Source organism: Pseudomonas sp. Leaf127 (assembly GCF_001423155.1).
Classification (GTDB): Bacteria; Pseudomonadota; Gammaproteobacteria; order Pseudomonadales; family Pseudomonadaceae; genus Aquipseudomonas; species Aquipseudomonas ovata.
The window spans coordinates 472,866-490,324 of the sequence record NZ_LMOA01000012.1 but is presented as its reverse complement, the minus strand read 5'-3'; the positions used below and the strand labels follow the sequence as shown (position 1 = coordinate 490,324).

Annotated in this window: 11 protein-coding genes and 2 pseudogenes; 5 read left to right on the top strand and 8 right to left on the bottom strand. The window is 63.5% G+C overall.

What is annotated here, in order from left to right; translation table 11 throughout:
• Positions 1–187 precede the first annotated feature (187 nt).
• Genes ASF84_RS10080 through ASF84_RS10070 form a run of 3 tightly spaced genes read left to right on the top strand, consistent with a single transcriptional unit; the run spans position 188 to position 5,327 of the window.
• Positions 188–2,437, top strand: a complete 2,250-nt coding sequence (locus ASF84_RS10080) for an ATP-binding protein (protein ID WP_056837767.1) — start codon at positions 188–190, stop codon at positions 2,435–2,437.
• A 15-nt stretch (positions 2,438–2,452) separates the two neighbouring features.
• A complete protein-coding gene (locus ASF84_RS10075) occupies positions 2,453–2,914 on the top strand; it encodes a response regulator (RefSeq protein WP_056837765.1) in 462 nt (153 codons plus the stop codon).
• A 55-nt stretch (positions 2,915–2,969) separates the two neighbouring features.
• Entirely contained in the window at positions 2,970–5,327 is a 2,358-nt protein-coding gene (locus tag ASF84_RS10070; RefSeq protein WP_056837763.1) for a response regulator, read from the top strand.
• Between the two features lie 257 nt (positions 5,328–5,584).
• Here the strand turns inward: ASF84_RS10070 and ASF84_RS10065 are convergent, their stop codons facing one another.
• The 5 genes from ASF84_RS10065 to ASF84_RS10045 all read right to left on the bottom strand — a co-directional run bounded on the left by ASF84_RS10065 (position 5,585) and on the right by ASF84_RS10045 (position 10,831).
• Complete coding sequence (locus tag ASF84_RS10065; RefSeq protein ID WP_056837761.1) at positions 5,585–5,965, bottom strand: RidA family protein; 381 nt, start codon at positions 5,963–5,965, stop codon at positions 5,585–5,587.
• A gap of 282 nt (positions 5,966–6,247) precedes the next feature.
• Positions 6,248–7,564, bottom strand: coding sequence for a hypothetical protein (locus ASF84_RS10060; protein WP_056837759.1), 1,317 nt, complete (start codon positions 7,562–7,564; stop codon positions 6,248–6,250).
• A 52-nt stretch (positions 7,565–7,616) separates the two neighbouring features.
• A complete protein-coding gene (locus ASF84_RS10055) occupies positions 7,617–8,006 on the bottom strand; it encodes a DUF4440 domain-containing protein (RefSeq protein WP_056837757.1) in 390 nt (129 codons plus the stop codon).
• 68 nt (positions 8,007–8,074) lie between these two features.
• Positions 8,075–9,376 (bottom strand): NAD(P)/FAD-dependent oxidoreductase, encoded by a 1,302-nt coding sequence (locus ASF84_RS10050; protein ID WP_056837755.1) that lies wholly within the window; start codon positions 9,374–9,376, stop codon positions 8,075–8,077.
• A gap of 33 nt (positions 9,377–9,409) precedes the next feature.
• Positions 9,410–10,831, bottom strand: a complete 1,422-nt coding sequence (locus ASF84_RS10045; protein ID WP_056837752.1) for an APC family permease — start codon at positions 10,829–10,831, stop codon at positions 9,410–9,412.
• A gap of 232 nt (positions 10,832–11,063) precedes the next feature.
• On the opposite strand from ASF84_RS10045, the gene feaR reads away from it, so the two are divergent.
• Together feaR and ASF84_RS10035 are read left to right on the top strand one after the other, a co-directional pair.
• Positions 11,064–12,029, top strand: coding sequence for a transcriptional regulator FeaR (feaR, locus tag ASF84_RS10040; protein WP_082481488.1), 966 nt, complete (start codon positions 11,064–11,066; stop codon positions 12,027–12,029).
• Between the two features lie 406 nt (positions 12,030–12,435).
• Positions 12,436–13,755, top strand: coding sequence for an ammonium transporter (locus ASF84_RS10035; RefSeq protein ID WP_056837748.1), 1,320 nt, complete (start codon positions 12,436–12,438; stop codon positions 13,753–13,755).
• 190 nt (positions 13,756–13,945) lie between these two features.
• On the opposite strand, the pseudogene ASF84_RS29680 reads toward ASF84_RS10035, so the two are convergent.
• From ASF84_RS29680 to ASF84_RS10025, 3 genes and pseudogenes are all read right to left on the bottom strand, one after another.
• Positions 13,946–14,155 (bottom strand): annotated as a pseudogene (locus tag ASF84_RS29680) (methyl-accepting chemotaxis protein); the annotation flags it as partial.
• A gap of 66 nt (positions 14,156–14,221) precedes the next feature.
• A pseudogene (locus ASF84_RS29675) lies at positions 14,222–14,521 on the bottom strand (PAS domain-containing protein); the annotation flags it as partial.
• Positions 14,522–15,007: 486 nt separating this feature from the next.
• Positions 15,008–17,353, bottom strand: coding sequence for a DUF1989 domain-containing protein (locus ASF84_RS10025; RefSeq protein WP_056837744.1), 2,346 nt, complete (start codon positions 17,351–17,353; stop codon positions 15,008–15,010).
• Positions 17,354–17,459: the final 106 nt, after the last annotated feature.

Below are 17,459 nucleotides of genomic sequence, written 5' to 3'. Positions count from 1 at the left end.
ACGCTGTTCATGAGTGACCGCACGACCAGGCCGTACTGCGCAGGCCAAGGCAGTATTTCTGCGTTCGATTGAATGCTTTTGCATGCGCAACACAGCGTTTTTGGCCACTTTCTGATACCGTGCACAAGACAGATCCTGCGCCAGAGCCTCCGGCCTCGATAGAACGGACACTCCAGGAGAATCTCTCTTGTCTACTGCCGACACCGCATTGAATCAAGCCATTGAGCGTTGCAGCCAGGAACCGATCCAGATTCCCGGCAGCATCCAGCCGCATGGCTTTGTGCTGGTGGTCGATGAAGCCAGCCTGCAGATCCTGCAGGCCAGCGAAAATGCCGAACACTGGCTGGGGATGCCTGCTATCCAGCTGCCAGGGCGTCATTTCGCCGAACTGGTGAGCGAAGACTTCGACCTGAACCAGCACCTGGACCGCCTGCCCGACCAGGAAATATATCCCTTTCATATTGGTGACGTGCGTCTGCGCCATGGATCGCCAGATGCGCCGCGCCTGACCGTACTGGTGCATCGCCACGATCAGGTGCTGATCGTCGAGCTCGAGCCGGTCCGCGCTGATCACGGGCCTGTCCGTGGCGATTTCTACCCCTTGGTGCGTGCTTTCGTCAGCGGCCTGCAGCAGCTTTCGAGTCTTGAAGCCCTGCTGCAAAGCTCGGTGCAACAGATCAAGCGCATCACCGGTTTCGGCCGGGTCAAGGCCTACCGTTTCGACGCCGACGGCAACGGCCTGGTGCTGGCCGAGCAAGCCGATCCCGGTTATCCCAACTACCTGGGCCTGAGCTTTCCGGCGTCCGACATCCCCGCGCAGGCGCGCGAACTGTACCGCATCAACCGGATTCGCCTGATCCAGGATGCCAACTACCAGCCCTCGCCGCTGGTGCCGACACTCAACCCGCACACCGGCAAACCGCTGGACATGACCTTCACGTCGCTGCGCAGCGTCTCGCCGGTGCACCTGCAATACATGCGCAACATGGGCACGATGGCGTCGATGTCGCTGTCGATCGTGGTCGGCGGCAAGCTCTGGGGGCTGATTTCCTGCCACCACGAGCAGCCACGCCCGGTCGACTTCCAGACCCGTACCGCGTGTGAATTGCTCGGCAGCGTGCTGTCGCTGCAGATCGAATCGTACGAATCGCATGCCAGCACCCGGCAGTTGCTCGACCAGCGTCAGCGCATCGTGCAGATGTTGTCCTCGATGGCCGACCACGACAGTGTCAGCGAAGGCTTGCTGCAATTGCCGCAGGTGCTGCTGGCGTTTGCCGACGCCCAGGGGGCCGCGATCATTTCCGCCGACCGCTGCGACCTGATCGGCAGCACCCCGCCTGCCTCTCTGGTCAATGCGCTGGTGCACTGGCTGGCACATCGCAGCGACGAGACGATCTTCCACACCGACAATGTGCAGCGCGACATCGAAGAACTGCCGGAGCTGGCGCGCCACGCCGCCGGTGTGCTGGCGGTGGCCATTTCCCAGATCCACTCGCACTACCTGGTGTGGTTCCGCCCTGAGCAGGCGCGTACGGTGAACTGGGCCGGCCGCCCCGAGAAAGACATCAACGCCCAGGGCAGCCTCAGTCCGCGGCACAGCTTCGACACCTGGCAACAGGAAGTGCGCGGCTACTCGGCGCCCTGGCACCCCTGGATCATCGAAGGCGCGACCGAATTGCGCGGCGCGGTGCTGGGCATCGTGCTGCGCAAGGCCGAAGAGCTGGCGCAACTGACCGGCGAGCTGTTGCGTTCGAACAAGGAGCTTGAGGCGTTCTCCTACAGCGTCTCCCACGACCTGCGCGCACCGCTGCGGCATATTGCCGGTTACACCGAGCTGCTGAGCGAGATCGAAGGCTCGGCGCTGTCCGAGCGTGGGCTGCGCTTTTTGAAACATATAGAAGATGCGGCACGTTTTGCCGGCACGCTGGTCGACAACCTGCTCAATTTTTCGCAGATGGGTCGTTCGGCGCTGCACATGTCCGATGTCGACCTCAATGCGCTGGTCGAATCCATACGACTCGATCTGAAGCCCGACTACGAGGGTCGGGACATTGTCTGGGAAGTGGCCGCCCTGCCCAAAGTGATCGCCGACCCGGCCTTTATCAACCTGGCCCTGCAGAATCTGATTGCCAATGCCATCAAGTACACCCGTGACCGCGCCCCGGCACGCATCGAAATCGGCGCCGACAAGACCCGCGATGAAACCGTGGTGTACATTCGCGACAACGGTGTCGGGTTCGACATGGCCTATGCCAACAAGCTGTTCGGGGTGTTCCAGCGCCTGCACCGGATGGAAGATTTCGAAGGCACCGGTATTGGCCTTGCCAGTGTCCGGCGTATCATTGAGCGGCACGACGGCAGGGTCTGGGCCGAAGGCCAGATCGACCAGGGCGCGACGTTCTACTTTGCCCTGCCCCGCCACATTTCACATGATTGATGGAAACCGTTGAAGATGCTCAAACCCATTCTGTTGGTCGAAGACAACCCCAGGGACCTGGAGTTGACGCTTGTCGCGCTGGAGCGCAGCCAGTTGGCCAACGAAGTCATCGTGCTGCGCGACGGTGCCGACGCCCTGGACTACCTGCTGCGCCGCAATGCCTTCGCCGCCCGCGACGACGGTAACCCGGCCGTGCTGCTGCTGGACCTCAAGCTGCCCAAGGTCGATGGCCTGGAGGTGCTCAAGGTGGTGCGCGACACCCCGGAGCTGCGCAGCATCCCCACGGTGATGCTGACCTCCTCGCGCGAGGAGCCCGACCTGTTGCGCGCCTACGAGCTGGGCGTCAATGCCTACGTGGTCAAGCCTGTAGAGTTCAAGGAGTTCGTGGCGGCGATTTCCGACCTGGGTATTTTCTGGGCCGTGCTTAATGAACCTCCGCCGGGGTCGTTGCGTCTGAATCGTCGACGCAATAACTGACGGAGCCTGGAAGTTGTCCAAGCCGATAAAACTCTTGATAGTCGAAGACAGCTCGATGGACGCCGAGCTGACCCTGTTGCGCCTGGAACGCGGCGATCTGCTGATCCAGGCCCGACAGGTCTACGACCATGTCGGCGCACAACAGGCCCTGCAAGAACACCGCTTTGACCTGATCCTGTGCGACTGCGTGCTGCCCGGCTCGTCGGGCAGCGATGTGCTGGCCATTGCCCAGTGCCTGGCGCCCGACACGCCGTTCATCTTCCTGTCCGGCGTGTATGGCGAAGAGCACGCCGTGGAGATGATCCGCCTGGGCGCCACCGACTACATTCTGAAAAAGAATCTGTCGCTGCTGCCCAAGGCCGTCAAGCGCGCCCTGACCGAGGTCCAGGAACGCCAGCGCCGGCGCCGTGCCGAAGAAGCCCTGGCCGATGTCGAGGCCCGCGCCCGCATCGCCATCGATGCCGCCGGCATGGGCACCTGGGATTATCGGCCCACAGAAGACCTGCTGATCTGGGATGGCCGGTGCAAGGCCCTGTTCGGTTTGCCGTCAGACACCGAGATGCACATCGAGCTGTTCTACGCCGGCATCCATGCCGATGACGAGCCGACCGTGCGCCAGGCCGTGGAGCGCGCCATGGCGCCCGACAGTGATGGCCGCTACCGCATGGAGTTTCGCTGTGTGACCGCAGGCCAGGAACCGCGCTGGTTGCTCAGCAGCGGCCAGGCCCGGGTGGTCGATGGCCGGTGCGTGCGCTTTTCCGGGGTGTTGCAGGACATCCATCAGCAACGCCAGGCCACCCAGGCGCTCAGGCAGCTCAACGAAATGCTTGGTGAGCGGGTCGAGCGCCGCACCCGCGAACGCGACCGCGCCTGGGAGTTGTCCCAGGACCTGCTGGGCGTGCTCAACAAGGATCTGACGCCGGTGGCTCTCAACCCGGCCTGGGAGAATGCCCTGGGCTTTACCCGCCAGGCCCTGGCCCAGACCTCGTTGATGGAACTGCTGCCCGACGAGGACCGTGACGCCTTCCTGGCTGAACTGGCGATCCTGGCCCGCAACCACAGCAGCGTGCGTTTTACCGGCCGCATTCGTCACGCCAGTGGCAGCCAGCGCTGGCTGTCCTGGGTGGTGGTGCCTGAAGACACCCTGCTGTATGTGGTGGCACGCGACATCACCAGTGAGCGCGAGGCTACCCAGGGGCTGGCCGAAGCCAACACCCGCCTGCGCGACCAGATTGCCGAGCGCGAGCGCATCGAGGCGGCGCTGCAACAGATGCAACGCCTGGAAGCGGTCGGCCAGTTGACCGCCGGCGTTGCCCACGACTTCAACAACCTGCTGACCGTGATCATCACCGGCTCCAGTTTTCTCGAGCGCGACCTGAGCAAACAGGACCTGGAAAAAGCCACCCGGCGTCTCAAGCACATTCGCGAAGCCGGTGAGCGTGGCGCCAAGCTCACTTCGCAGTTGCTGGCGTTCTCGCGACGCCAGCGCCTGGAACCGGTGGCATTGCACCTCAATGAGACCCTGCGCGGGCTGGAAGAGCTGCTGCGCCGCACCCTGGGCGGCAACATCCTGGTGCGTCTGGACCTGTCCGAGGACCTCTGGCAGGCGCTGACCGACCCGACCCAGACCGAGATGATCATTCTCAACCTGGCGATCAACGCCCGCGACGCCATGCCCAACGGCGGGCAACTGACCCTGTGCACGCGCAACACCCATGTCGACACCCCACCACAACGCCCGGAAGATCCCGACTGCGGCGATTACGTAGTGCTGTCGATTCGCGACACCGGCTCAGGCATGAGTCAGGACGTGCTGGCCAAGGTGTTCGAGCCCTTTTTCACCACCAAGGACATCGGCAAGGGCTCAGGCCTGGGCCTGGCCCAGGTCTTTGGCTTCGCCAAGCAGTCGGGCGGCGGCGTGAGCATCGACACCGCACCGGGGCGCGGCACGCAAGTGAGCGTTTACCTGCCGGCAGTGCCACACACGCCCGAAACACTCGTGCAGCAGCAGTGCCAGCCACAGGCCTCGGGCCGCGTCCCGCTGGCACCGGCCGGCAATGGCCATGACCGCGCCATTCTGCTGGTGGACGACGATGATCCGGTGCGCGATCTGGTCGGTGACATGCTGCGGATGCAAGGTTTCAAGGTGCGCGAGGCCAGCAGCGGCGAGCAGGCATTGGAGATGCTCGACGAAAACGTCGACCTGCTGCTCACCGATTTTGCCATGCCAGGCTTCAACGGCGCACAAATGGCCCATGCGGCGCGCGAACGCTTTGCGCACCTGCCCGTGGTGTTCCTGACCGGCTACGCCGAGCTGCAGGGCCTGGACCTGCCCGGCAGCCTGGTACTGCAGAAACCGGTAAATGCCGAGGACCTGTTCCAGGCCCTGAGCCAGTTACTGGAGTTGCCGTAAGCGCACATCTGATTCACGTCTTGTAGGAGCGCGCTTGCCCGCGACCGGCTGCGTTAGCAGTCGTAAAATTGTGGCGTTTCATAGATCCCGGATGGGGTAGCAGTCGTAAATTTGTGGCGTTTCATAGATTTTGAACGCGTCCACAGTCCAGCATTTGTGGCGTTGCACAAATTTTGCGAGCGCTACGCACTCGGTCGCGGGCAAGCGCGCTCCTACATCTGGTGCGGCGTCAAGGCGGTGCCTGGCGTCACGCAGGATCAGCCTTTGGCCGCCATGGCTGTCACTTCCACGCGCATGCCTTCGAAGGCCAGCGATGCCACGCCTACGGCGGCACGCACCGGCCACGGCTGGCGGAAGAAGCGCTGGTACACCTCGTTGAAGGCGGCGCGGTCAGCCATGTCGGTGAGGTAGATGGTCAGGTGCAGGACCCGGTCCAGCGAACTGCCGGCCTTTTCCAGGGCTACTTTGAGCGCCTGCAAGGTGCATTCGCTCTGTTCGACGATGCCGCCCAGTTCCAGGCTGCCGTCGGCACGGGTCGGGATCTGGGTCGACACCAGCAGGCCGCCAAAGCCTGCAACGTCAGAAGAGATGGAATCGGCGTCAGGATCGGGAATGAAGGTGATGTCTGGGTTAGCCATGAAAATCTCGTGTCCGGTGAATGAACAGGCACTGGCCTGGGGCCGGACAGTGTAGCGCTCCTCACCTGCATTCCCCAGACCTAGGGTCTGTTGCCGTTTCAGCACGAGCCGCGTTGCTGGGCCAAATCTCGCCAGGCCAGGCGGAGGACGCAGAAAAGGGGAACGCCCTTTTCAAGTCCTNCGTTACTCGCCACTCATCTGGAATGACCAGACTTCGCGGCGCCTGCCTTGCCTCGCGGCAAAACGGGCGCCGGCGCGGCCGTGATGAAACGGCAACAGCCCCTAGTATGTCCACGCCAGCAGCAGTTGCGCGTAGGTATTGGTGCGCGTGTTGCCTATCTGGCTGCCGCCTTCCTGTACGCTGTGCTGCGGCTTGTAGAACCCCACCAGTGGCAACACGGTCCAGTGCTCATCGATCGCCCATTCAGCGTAGATATCCAGCTCACGGGCATCGCGGTTGCCCAGGCGGGTCTCGAGGGTGTCGAACTGGTAGAACAGCGCCCCCACCTTCAACTGCTCGGTCACCGACGCTTTCAGCCCTATGTGATTGACGGCAGTGTTGCTGTTGAAGGGCCCGGCGTAGTTGGAGGCCACCTCGCCCTGGAACCAGGTGCCCAGTGCCCGGCCGTTGCCATAGAACAGTGGGTCGTAGCCCTCTGAAAAGCGGCTGTAGCGGTAATTGATGCTGGGTTTTCCCGGCCATTGCGCAAAGGTCCAGCCCGCTTCCAGGTACCAGGCGTTTTCGGCACCTGAGTCCTTGCGCTCCCAGGCGTGTTCGCCAGCCAGCAACAGGTTGGCCACGCCGGCACTGCCCTGGGCGCGCAGGCTGTACAGCTGCATGCCCTTGCGCTCGGGGAACAGTGGCTCGGCCAGGGCACGGTCGGTGTCGGTGACCTTGATGTAAGTCAGGCCCAGCGTGCCAGGTTCGGCAACCTGTTCAAGGGTCGCCACGGCCAGCTCGGGGCTGGCCTGCGCCGGGTTGTCAGATTTGAGCCACATCAGGTCGCCACGCCAGCCCTGGGTGCCGCCCAGGCGCAGAATGGCGGTGCGATCAAACGCCCGGCGACCGGTCAGGTAATAAGCGCCGCCGCGATTGGTTTCGCCATCGAGCAGGCCGTTGCCGATGTTCAAGGCATCGCCGGCAATCAGAAAGCCGTCGCCCACCACCACCGTCTGCCGCCCGGTGGAAAGGTCGACTCCGTTCTCGCCCAAGGCGCTGAACAGCTCGCCCGAGCGCCAGCCGACATAGGCATTTTCGATCTTGGTGGTGCGCTCGTTACCCAGGCTCCAGCCCGCGGCATCACCCTCGCCGAAGCTGGCACTGCTGACCCAGTCCAGCGCGCCATAGGTCTCACCCCCGCCCTGGAGGCGGTGCTTGAGGTCGAGGCCATACTGCAAGGTCGCCTCCTGCCAGTCGGCACGCCCCTGATCACGCACACCCGTCTGGTTGTAGCTTTGCCCGCTGTGAAACACACCCGCCGCGCCTTGCAGCCGGGCCTTGATGCTCGTATGAGCGTCCTCGTACAAGGCGGCAGCGCCCGCCCAGGGCGAGGCGATCAGCAACACTGAACAGGATGCCTTGAAGTAGTGTTTTTGCATCGCGAGAATCTCTGCAGGTAGGAGCGACGACCCGGAGGGGTCCCGGAGTCAATCAGAGGTTGATCTGCCCTTCGGCGTACATGTCGGCCACGATGCGCCAACCCGCCTCGGTGAGCTGCCAGACAAACAGGCTTTTCATCGCAAAGGCCTCGCCCTGGACCGGCAGGACGTGCCAGGTCACCCAGGTGTATGCCGCGCATTCACCCAGTGTACGCAGCCGGTCGATGCGAATCGAAGCCCCACGCGAGCCCTCGACCATTTCAGTCATCAGGGCCTGCAAGGCTGCAGGCCCCTGAAACAATGCGTCGTTGCCAGCGCCGGTGATTTCGGTGCGCTCGGTATACAGCTCGGCCACGATGCCGGCGGCATCACCAAGGGCCCACAAGGTTTGCAACAGGTCCAGGCGCGCTTGCAGCGCCAGATTCAGGGCAGCAGTGGTCATGATCGAATCCTTGAGATCGATGGGTTGTCATAGCCCCACAGCGGGGCGAAAGAATAAAGCCGGAGGGTTCAGCGTCGACCGTTGCGATAGCCCGCCAGTTGATGGGCCACCTTGCCCAGGGTGCAGATCAGGTTGCGCAGGCGGTCCTTGCCCGGGATCGGCGTGCGCGGGATGGCGCTCATTACGTCCCAGTGCCGGGAGCCGGTGGTCATGCCGTCGGCCACCACCTGGCTGACCACATGGCTGGGCGTGACGCCAAACCCGGAGTAGCCCTGAACAAACCAGGCATTGGGCCGCCCTGGCAAGGTGCCGACCTGCGGAAACAGGTTGGCCGAGCACTCCATCGGCCCGCCCCAGGCCAGGTCGACCTTGACGTGCGCCAGGTAGGGAAAGACCTTGAGCATCAACTGCCGGTTCCAGGCCTTGAGGTCGGCCGGAATGTACTCCAGCAGGCGCGTGGCCGAGCCGAACAGCAGGCGGTTCTCGTTGGTCACCCGGTAGTACTCGATGACCGGGCGAATGTCGCTGAAGGCACCGCGGATCGGGCTGATCTGCTCGATCAGTGAATCGGGCAAGGGCTCGGTCACCAGCTGGAAGGCATAGGTGTTGATCATGCTCTTGTGCAGCTCAGGCTCCAGGCGATCCAGAAAGGCGCCGCAGGACCAGAGAATCTTTTTGGCACGCACCGAGCCCTTGGCGGTGCGTACGCGAATGGTGTCGCCATAAGTCACTTCCAGCACCGGCGTGTCTTCAAAAATCCGCCCGCCCAGGCCGACCAGTGCCCCGGCCGAACCCAGCAGCATGTTCAGCGAGTGCAGATGGCCGTTACCCATATGCTTCAAGGCACAGCTGTAGAGATCGGAGCCGACGATATCGCGCACTGCGCTGCCTTCGAGGTAGGCGATTTCATGCTCGGGGTTCAGTTGCCGAAACTCCTTTTCCCAGGCTTGCAGCAATTTGCCCTGGCGCGGGTTGAAACCCAGATAGCCATAGCCGTGGCGAAAGTCGGCATCGATACCGTACCTGGCAATACGCGACTGGATGATCGACGACCCCAGGTCACTGATCTCGAAGATCGCCTGCAAGCCGGCATCACCGACATCCTTGCGAATCTTTTCCAGGTCATGGCCAATACCGGCCATCACATGCCCGCCATTGCGCCCGGAGCCGCCGAAGCCCAGGTAGCGGGCCTCCAGCAGGACAATGTCGGTCACCCCGCGCTCGGCCAGCTCCAGGGCGGTATTGATCCCTGAAAAACCACCGCCGATGACCACGACCTCGGCTTCAAGGTCCTGCTCCAGGTCCGGGAACCTGAGGTCATATTTGCGGGTGGCGGTGTAATACGTGGTGGGCGTTTCAAGAGACAACATAAGGTTTACCTTGCACGGATTATCAGTACGCGATCAGCGGGAAACGGCGTTGCGGCCTGGCACACGGTCCTGAAAGCGCCGCACGGCGTACAGCACCAGCGACAACAACAGGATGCCGATACCGGTGGCCACTTCACGCCAGCCGCCATAGCCGGTGAGCTCGGCCGAGAGGGTGCCAACGATCACCACCAACGCGGTGAACAGGCTCAGCACCCAGGCCACCGGCACCCAGCCACGTCCCAGCCGCACCGGGCGCGGGTGATCCGGCGCATCGTGGCGCAGCCACAGGAAACCCGACAGGGCAAAGAAGATGGCCACCAGATAGCCGATATTGGCCGTGACCAGCATGGCCAGTGGTGACGACAGGACGAAGATCATCACCAGATTCAGGACCACCGCTGCGGTCATGCAGCGGCCCGGCACCTGATGCTTGTTGAGCACGCCCAACTGGCGGATGGTCAGGCCTTCGAGGGCCATGCCATACAGCGCTCGCGAACCGTCGGCCAGGGCGGCATTGAGGCCCATGAACAGCCCGGCCAACAAGGCCGCGACGAAGAAATCGCTGAAGCCGCTGCCCAGCACGGCGTTGAAGGCGTCGATGTAGAAGCCACCGGGGTTGGCCAGCGCCGTTTCACGGTCGACCATGCCACCCAACCCGAAAGCCACGGCCGCGAACACTGCCACGGTGTAGCCGCCGGAGGTCAGCAGCGCCAGGCGCATGTCGCGCTGGCTGCGGTATTCAGGGCCGAAAGCGGCACACATTTCAGTGCCGTAGGCGCTCCAGCTGACCAGAAACAGCCACACCAGCGCCGTGCGCAGGGCGCTCCAGTCCAGGCTCAACGGTTGCTCGACCAAGGCGTGCTGAAAGCGCGCCAGGCTCCAGCCGTCGCCGAACAATGGAGAAACCGCCAGCACCAGGATCGGCACCAACAACAGCGCCCCCATGTAGCGGGACACCGAGGCGGCCATGTGCACGCCCAGCCGGTTGAACTGCCAGAACAGCACCAGCAGGCCAGCGCCGATCAATTGCGCCAGCCCCACGGTCAACGGTCCCAGCGTGAGGGTCCAGGTCTGGGTGGCGAACCATTGCGCCTGGATCAGCGCCCCGGCACTGACACTGACGATCGACAGCACCGCCGACCAACCCAGCCAGTAGCCAAAGGACGCCAGCGGGCCGACCAGGGTGCAGCGTCGCCGCCAGCCTTGGGTGGCGATCATGGCGATGCCGCCGGGTTTGTCGGGGAACATGGCCGCCACTTCGAGAAAGATCCAGTTCTGGCAGGCACCGATGGCGGCCGACCCCACCCAGAGCAACAACGCGCTCACCGGGCCGAGTACGCCCAGGGCAAAGCCGAACGAGGCGAAGATCGACCCCGACACGGCCATCGACAGAGCAAAGGCATCTGTCCAGCGCAGGTTTTTTTGCAGGTGCGGATCGGAATGATTGTTTTGCATGGAAGGACCTGCACATCAATGAATATGAGCCCCGATTAGATGCCTTGTGTGGCGGGCCGACCACTGTTGAGCGCGCCAACCGCTTGGCTCAACGTGCCATGGGGCGGCCCTGATGAATAATCTTGATACAAACATTAAGATGTTAGTAAATTAACCGCCTGCGCTCGGCTCATACGACCATTCGCTACTTCTAATAAGAAAAACCAGACCCATTGCCGGTCCGAGGTGAATCATGAATCACGCATTGCAGCACGAGCAGCTCTTTCTGGGGCGCGAAGGGTTCGAGGTCTGGCACGGCAGCCTGGCCTCAAGCTGCGGAATCTTTCATGTCGAACCGCCTTGCCACTCGGACATCACCACCTTTCAGGGCGCGGTGACCGCTGTCGACAGCGAATCGTGCGCGCTGCAAGGCGCACGCATTACCAGCAACTGCTCGCAGGTGTATCGCCGGGCCAGCGACATCCGCCGCGACGACCAGGATTTTTTCTATCTGGTGATGCAGCTCGGTGGCGAGGCCGTCATTTGCCAGTCCGAGACCCAGACCCGCCTACAACGCGGTGACCTGGTGCTGCTCGACGTGGCCCGGCCCAGCGACTTTCACTTTCAGGGCCTGAGCGACCAGGTGTCGTTCATCCTGCCGCGCGATGAGCTGCTGCAGCGCTTCAAGACCCGGCACGTGCGGCTGAACCAGCGTATCGAGGCCACCTCGTCCATCGGCGCCATGAGCGCCATGCTGGTCAACCAGTTGATGAACAACACGACGCTGGCCCGACAAGAGTCCCTGGCGGTGCTGGAGGCGATTCTGGCGCTGCTCAGGCCGGCCCTGGCCACGGATGACAGCAGTGAGCCGGCTGACAGCCCTGCCCTGCTGGTCAAGGCCCGCACACTGATCGAGCGCCATCTCGACGACGAGGCCCTGTGCCCGGAGCAGATCGCCTCGGCCATCGGCACGTCGGTGCGCAGTCTGCACCGCCTGTTTACCCGGTCCGGCATGAGCGTGGGCCGCTACATTCTTGAACGTCGCCTGCAGCGCTGCGCCCAGGCCATCGCCCACAGCGATCTGAAAATCAGCCATATAGCCATACGCTGGGGCTTCAAGGACCTGGGGCACTTTTCCCGGGCCTTCAGAAATGCCTATGGCATGTCACCCAGCGACTATCGACACAGCGTATTGCAAACCGCCATGGCGGCGGTATGACCCCGTTGCTACCGGCCTTTTAATATGTGTTTATTCAACCACGGCGTAGTCAGACTTCACCGGCAATACTCCTTAGTGGCTATAACCATAACGGCGCTGCCGGCAGGAAAATGAGCCTTAACAGTGCATGTTTTTCTGCCGTTGAAAGTGCGCGGCTTCCTATCGCCTTTCTGCACTGATCACATAATCGGTTGCCCGCCGCTTCAAAGCGTGCCCGCGTCGACAACACGCGGTTCAGACTTGTTATACAGAGACACTGGCAAGCTAATTGCTATTCCCAACAGGAAAATAAATTACCCGAAAGGAATGAATACTTTCATCCTTCCGGCGTAGTTCAGCGCGTCGTCATGCCTTGGCCTGCCTGGGCATTACCGGCACCTATTCAGACCGTTGGAGATTATCAGCCATGATCCGCCTCGCACGCCCAGGCCGCACCCTATGCGGCCTCCCCCTTGTTATGGCTTGCTCTTCAGGGTACGCCGATGAAGTCGCACCGGTCATCAATAGCGGCGACACCGCCTTTGTGGCGCTGTGTTCGCTGATTGTGTTGTTGATGACCTTGCCCGGTCTTGCGCTGTTCTATGGCGGCATGGCCAGGACCAAGAATGTGCTCTCGGTCATGATGCAGGTGTTCTGCACCGCCGCCTTGATGTCGATCATCTTTGCCGTATACGGCTACAGCCTGGTGTTTGGCGATGGCGGTTCGATGAATGCCGTGATCGGCAATCTGGATAAAGTGTTCTTGCAAGGCGTGACCATTCATACCGTGGTGGGAACCATTCCTGAATATTTGTACTTTCTGTTCATGCTGCTGTTTGCCGCCATTACCCCGGCCATCATTGTCGGAGCGTTTGCCGAGCGCATGAAGTTTGCCGCGGTGATGGTGTTCATGGCGCTGTGGATCACCCTTAACTATATCCCGATGGCGCACATGGCCTGGGGTGGCGGCTGGGTGTTTAACCTGGGCGTGCAGGACTTTGCCGGGGGCAACGTGGTGCACCTGAACGTCGGCATCGCTTCGCTGGTCGGCGCCTGGCTGATCGGCCGGCGTCGCGGCTTCGGTACCTCGGCGCTGGCGCCGCACAACATGACCATGACCATGACCGGCGGCTCGCTGCTGTGGGTCGGCTGGCTGGGTTTCTGTGGCGGTTGCGTGCTGGCGGTCAACGGCTTTGCCATGCTGGTGATGGTCAACACCATGCTGGCCAGTTGCGCCGGTGCGCTGGGCTGGATGCTGGTGGAGTGGAAACACCGTGGCCGGCCGAGCCTGTTCGGGGCGGTGTCGGGCTCCATTGCCGGGTTGGTGGCGATCACCCCCGCGTGTGGTTTTGTCGGGCCCATGGGCGCCATCGTGCTGGGCTTCATTGCAGGCCCCTTGTGCGTCTGGTCGGTGGAAAAGCTCAAGCCGATGCTGGGCCTGGACGACGCCTTCGATGTGTTTGGCGTGCATGGCGTGGCCGGTATCCTGGGCGGGCTGCTGACCCCGGTGTTCGCAATGACCGCCCTGGGTGGCCAGGGCTTTGCCGAAGGCCGCGACCTGGTCAGCCAGTTGCTGGTCAATGGCGGGGCGCTATTGTTCAGCATCCTGTTCTCGGCGCTCAGCAGCCTGGTGGCGTTCAAGATCACGGCGATGCTGTGCGGTGGGCTGCGCGTCGATGAAGACGCCGAGGTCGACGGGCTGGACCTGTCTGCGCATGGCGAGGTGGGCTACAAGTATTCCAATTGAGGGGGTCACTATGCCCATCAGGCACACTGCCCGCGACCGGCTGCGTTAGCAGTCGTAAATTTTCAGCGTCTACACAATTTTTGCGAGCGCTACGCACTCGGTCGCGGGCAAGCGCGCTCCTACACACCGGTCCCATGTTTGTTGCGTGACGGCGTGCCGCCTTGGCGGCAGGTATGGCTTACCGCTGTTGCAGCATGGACTGGATCTGCTGCACCGACTCCTGGGTACGCTGGGCCAGGTTGCGCACTTCATCGGCGACCACGGCAAAGCCCCTGCCTTGTTCACCGGCGCGGGCCGCTTCGATGGCGGCGTTGAGTGCCAGCAGGTTGGTCTGCTCGGCGATGCCGCGAATCACCGCCGCAATGCGCGCAATGTTTTCGTAGGTGGCCTGGATACCGGCCTGCTCGCGTGCGTGCAGGCTGGCGGCGGTCTTTTCGTCGCTGATTTCGCGCACCGCGCCGGCCACATGCAACAGCCGCCCCTGGCTGTCGCGCAGACTGCGGCCACGCTCGCGGAACCACAGCTCGCCCCGGGTCTTGTGGCGCATGCGGTATTCGACGACATAACCGTCATCGCCGCCCGGCGCCTTCATCGAGGTGTCGAAGGCGTGCATGACCTGCTTGAGGTCGTCGCTGTTGACCACGGCAAAGTAGCTGTCCCAGCCATCGGGAAACGAGCGGGCGTCGTGGCCGATCAACTGGCGAAACTGCTCTGACCAACGAATAACGTTGTGCGGATGATCCGGATTGCCATCCACCACGTTCATCGACCAGCAGCCTTCGGTGAGGCTGCTGCGGGTGACTTCCCAGACCTGGCGCTCCTGCTCCCAGCCGGCCTGCTCGGCGCTCAACTGCGCCAGCCGGGCGGCGTCGCTGTGCTGCCGGGCCTGAAGATCAGCAATGTGGGCCAGGCCTTGCGCCACCTGGCGTTGCAGCTCAGCGTACTGGGCCTCGGTGCAGGGCGGTGCCGGGCGCGCCTGGGCCTCCTGGCGAATGTGCTGCAGTTCGGCCCAGCGCTGGTGCAGGCGCTGCAGGCGGCCCTGCAAGTGCGGGTGCTCGCGCAGCGGCGCAGCGGCCGGTGCGGGGCTGCCCTGTTCGTCCAGCAGGCGATCCAGCCACAGGCCAAGTTCATTGGCCAGGCCACGAGAAGCGTTGGAAAACCACATCGGCCAATCTCCTATCCATGAAACGACAAAGGCGCCGTGCAAGACATATGCCGTCCTGCACAGGCGCCTGTGGATGACACTGAGGTGTCAGCTGCGAACCCGGCTCTTCTGAGGATCATAAGCCACGGTGCTGGCGGCCACGTGGGCACGAATACGCTTTTGCTGGCCGTCGAGCTTGCCGATTTCCAGCGCCGTGCCCGGTGCGCAATACGCGATGTCCAGCCGGCACAGGGCGATGTTGCGGCCCAGCACCGCCGAGCGAGTGGCACTGGTGATGACCCCGACCTGGGCCCGCCCCATGCGTACGCAGTCGCCGTGCGCCGCCACTTCGTTGCCTTCCAGCACCAGCCCCACCAGTTGCTGGCGGGGCTGGGCACTGCGGCGCAGCAAGGCCTCACGCCCGATGAAATCGGCCGCCTTGCTCTTGAGCGGTACACAAAAGCCAATGCCCGCCTCGAACGGGTCGGTCTGATCGTCGAACTCGTAGCCGGCAAACACCAGCCCGGCCTCGATGCGCAGCATGTCCAGGGCTTCAAGGCCCAGCGGCACCAGCCCCAGCGGCTGGCCGAGCTGCCAGAGCCGCTCCCAGACCTGCACGGCGTCATCGGGGTGGCACCACACCTCAAAGCCCAGTTCACCGGTGTAGCCGGTGCGCGAGACCATCAGTGCCGGGCCGTTGTGATCGTCCAGGCGCCCGGTCAGAAAGCGGAACCAGCCAAGATCGGCCAGGGCCGGCTGGGTGCCGGGGCTCCAGACCATCTGCCCGAGCAGTTCGCGACTCAACGGGCCTTGCACGGCGATGTTGTGGATCTGATCGCTGGCGCTCTTGATCCACACCTTCATGCCGAGCCTTTCGGCCTGCTCGCGTAGCCAGATGCCGGCATGGTCTTCGCCGCCGATCCAGCGAAAGGCATCCTGGCCCAGGCGCAGCAAGGTACCGTCGTCGAGCATGCCGCCGTGCTCATAGCACATGGCCGAATACACCACCTGGCCGATGGCGAGCTTGCGCACGTCGCGGGTCAGGCAATGGTCGAGCAAGGCTTCGGCGTCGGGGCCCAGCACCTCGAACTTGCGCAGGGCCGACAAGTCCATGACCGCCACCCGCTCGCGGCAGCCATGGTACTCCTCCAGGGTGCCGTAGCCATCGAAGCGGGTCGGGGTCCAGAACCCGCGGTAATCGACGAACTGCCGGGTCAGGCGTGAGGTGGCCGGATGAAAGCCGCTTTCGCGGGTCAGCACCGGGTCGGCATCGGCGGTCTGTCGTGTGCTCATGGCGATACTGAAGCGCTCCTTTTCTGAATACACGCGAATGTGAATATCGGTGGGCTGCCAGCCATTGGCCGGGTCGATGTCGTCCGGGCAACTGCTGTTGGCGCACACCAGGTCGGTCAGCGCTTTCATCAGCACATAGTCGCCGGGGCGTGACCAGGGCTCGTCGAGGGTCAGGTGCTGGTGGGCATCAATGCCTGTGTTGTAGAAAAAGTTGATCGCCGGCCACCCCGGCCGACCCTGCACGCCATGGGCGGCCATGGCGCGGCTGAGGTTGTCGCTGCAGTTGGCATGGCCGAAATAGCCCTGGGACTCGTAGTAGCGTGCGGTGCAGGCCAGGGCGAAGGTGTCGTGGCGGCCCACCGTGTCGCGCACCACTTCCAGCATCGGCTGCATGTGGCGGTCGTAAAACCGGCTGAACAGGCCCGGCCCCGGATAGGCGCTGCCGTTGAGGGTACGGGTTACGGTCGGGTCCAGGTCGATCTCGCGCCCGGCATCCAGCCCGCGCCGGTCAAAGGCAATGAAGTCCGAGCACTGGCGCCCGGCAACATCGAGCACCTGAATGAACTGCCCGGCGCGCACGCTGTAGTCGCGTGCGGTGCCAGGAGTGAGGGTGAACTCGTCGATCACCTCGCCCAGCGGTGCCGGCAAGGGTGGCACCCAGAGCGCGGTGGGATGGGCCCGTTCGATCACCAGGCGCAACTCGCTGGCCCTGCCCTGCCCGTCCACCGCCGTGCGCCCGCCCGGGGCGGCGACGATGACCAACACGTCGCTACAGGCGGTCATCGCGTGACGGAAACCGGCCGGCATGCCCGCCGGCCACAGGCTCGCCGCATCGGGTAGATGCCGACTGTCCACGCCACGCCGGGCCAGGCCGTCGACGACGTGTCGTGCTTCGCGGCTGGACGGGCGCAGTTGCTTGCCGATAAAGTCCGCGCCGCGCGTGCCTTGCAGGCCCAGGGCTGACAGGGCTTCGCGGCCATCGTCGAGGAAGGCCAGCAACTGCGCGGGCTGGTCGCCCTCCAGGTCGATGACCTGCAAACGGTCGCCGGCCTGCAAGGCGACCACCGTCAGCCCGCCCGGCGCGACCCGGTGCCGCTCGACACCCCGCGTGCGGGCAAACAGGGCCGGCTCAAGCGGCCGGCTGGTGACAGGTGCAATCATGGGTAACCTCGTGGCAGATACATAACGGTCCATTGGCTGGCCCCACCGACGCGACCTGCCAGAGATCCTCAGTCAAGGTGGGGGGCTCTGCTCGCGACAGGACCCG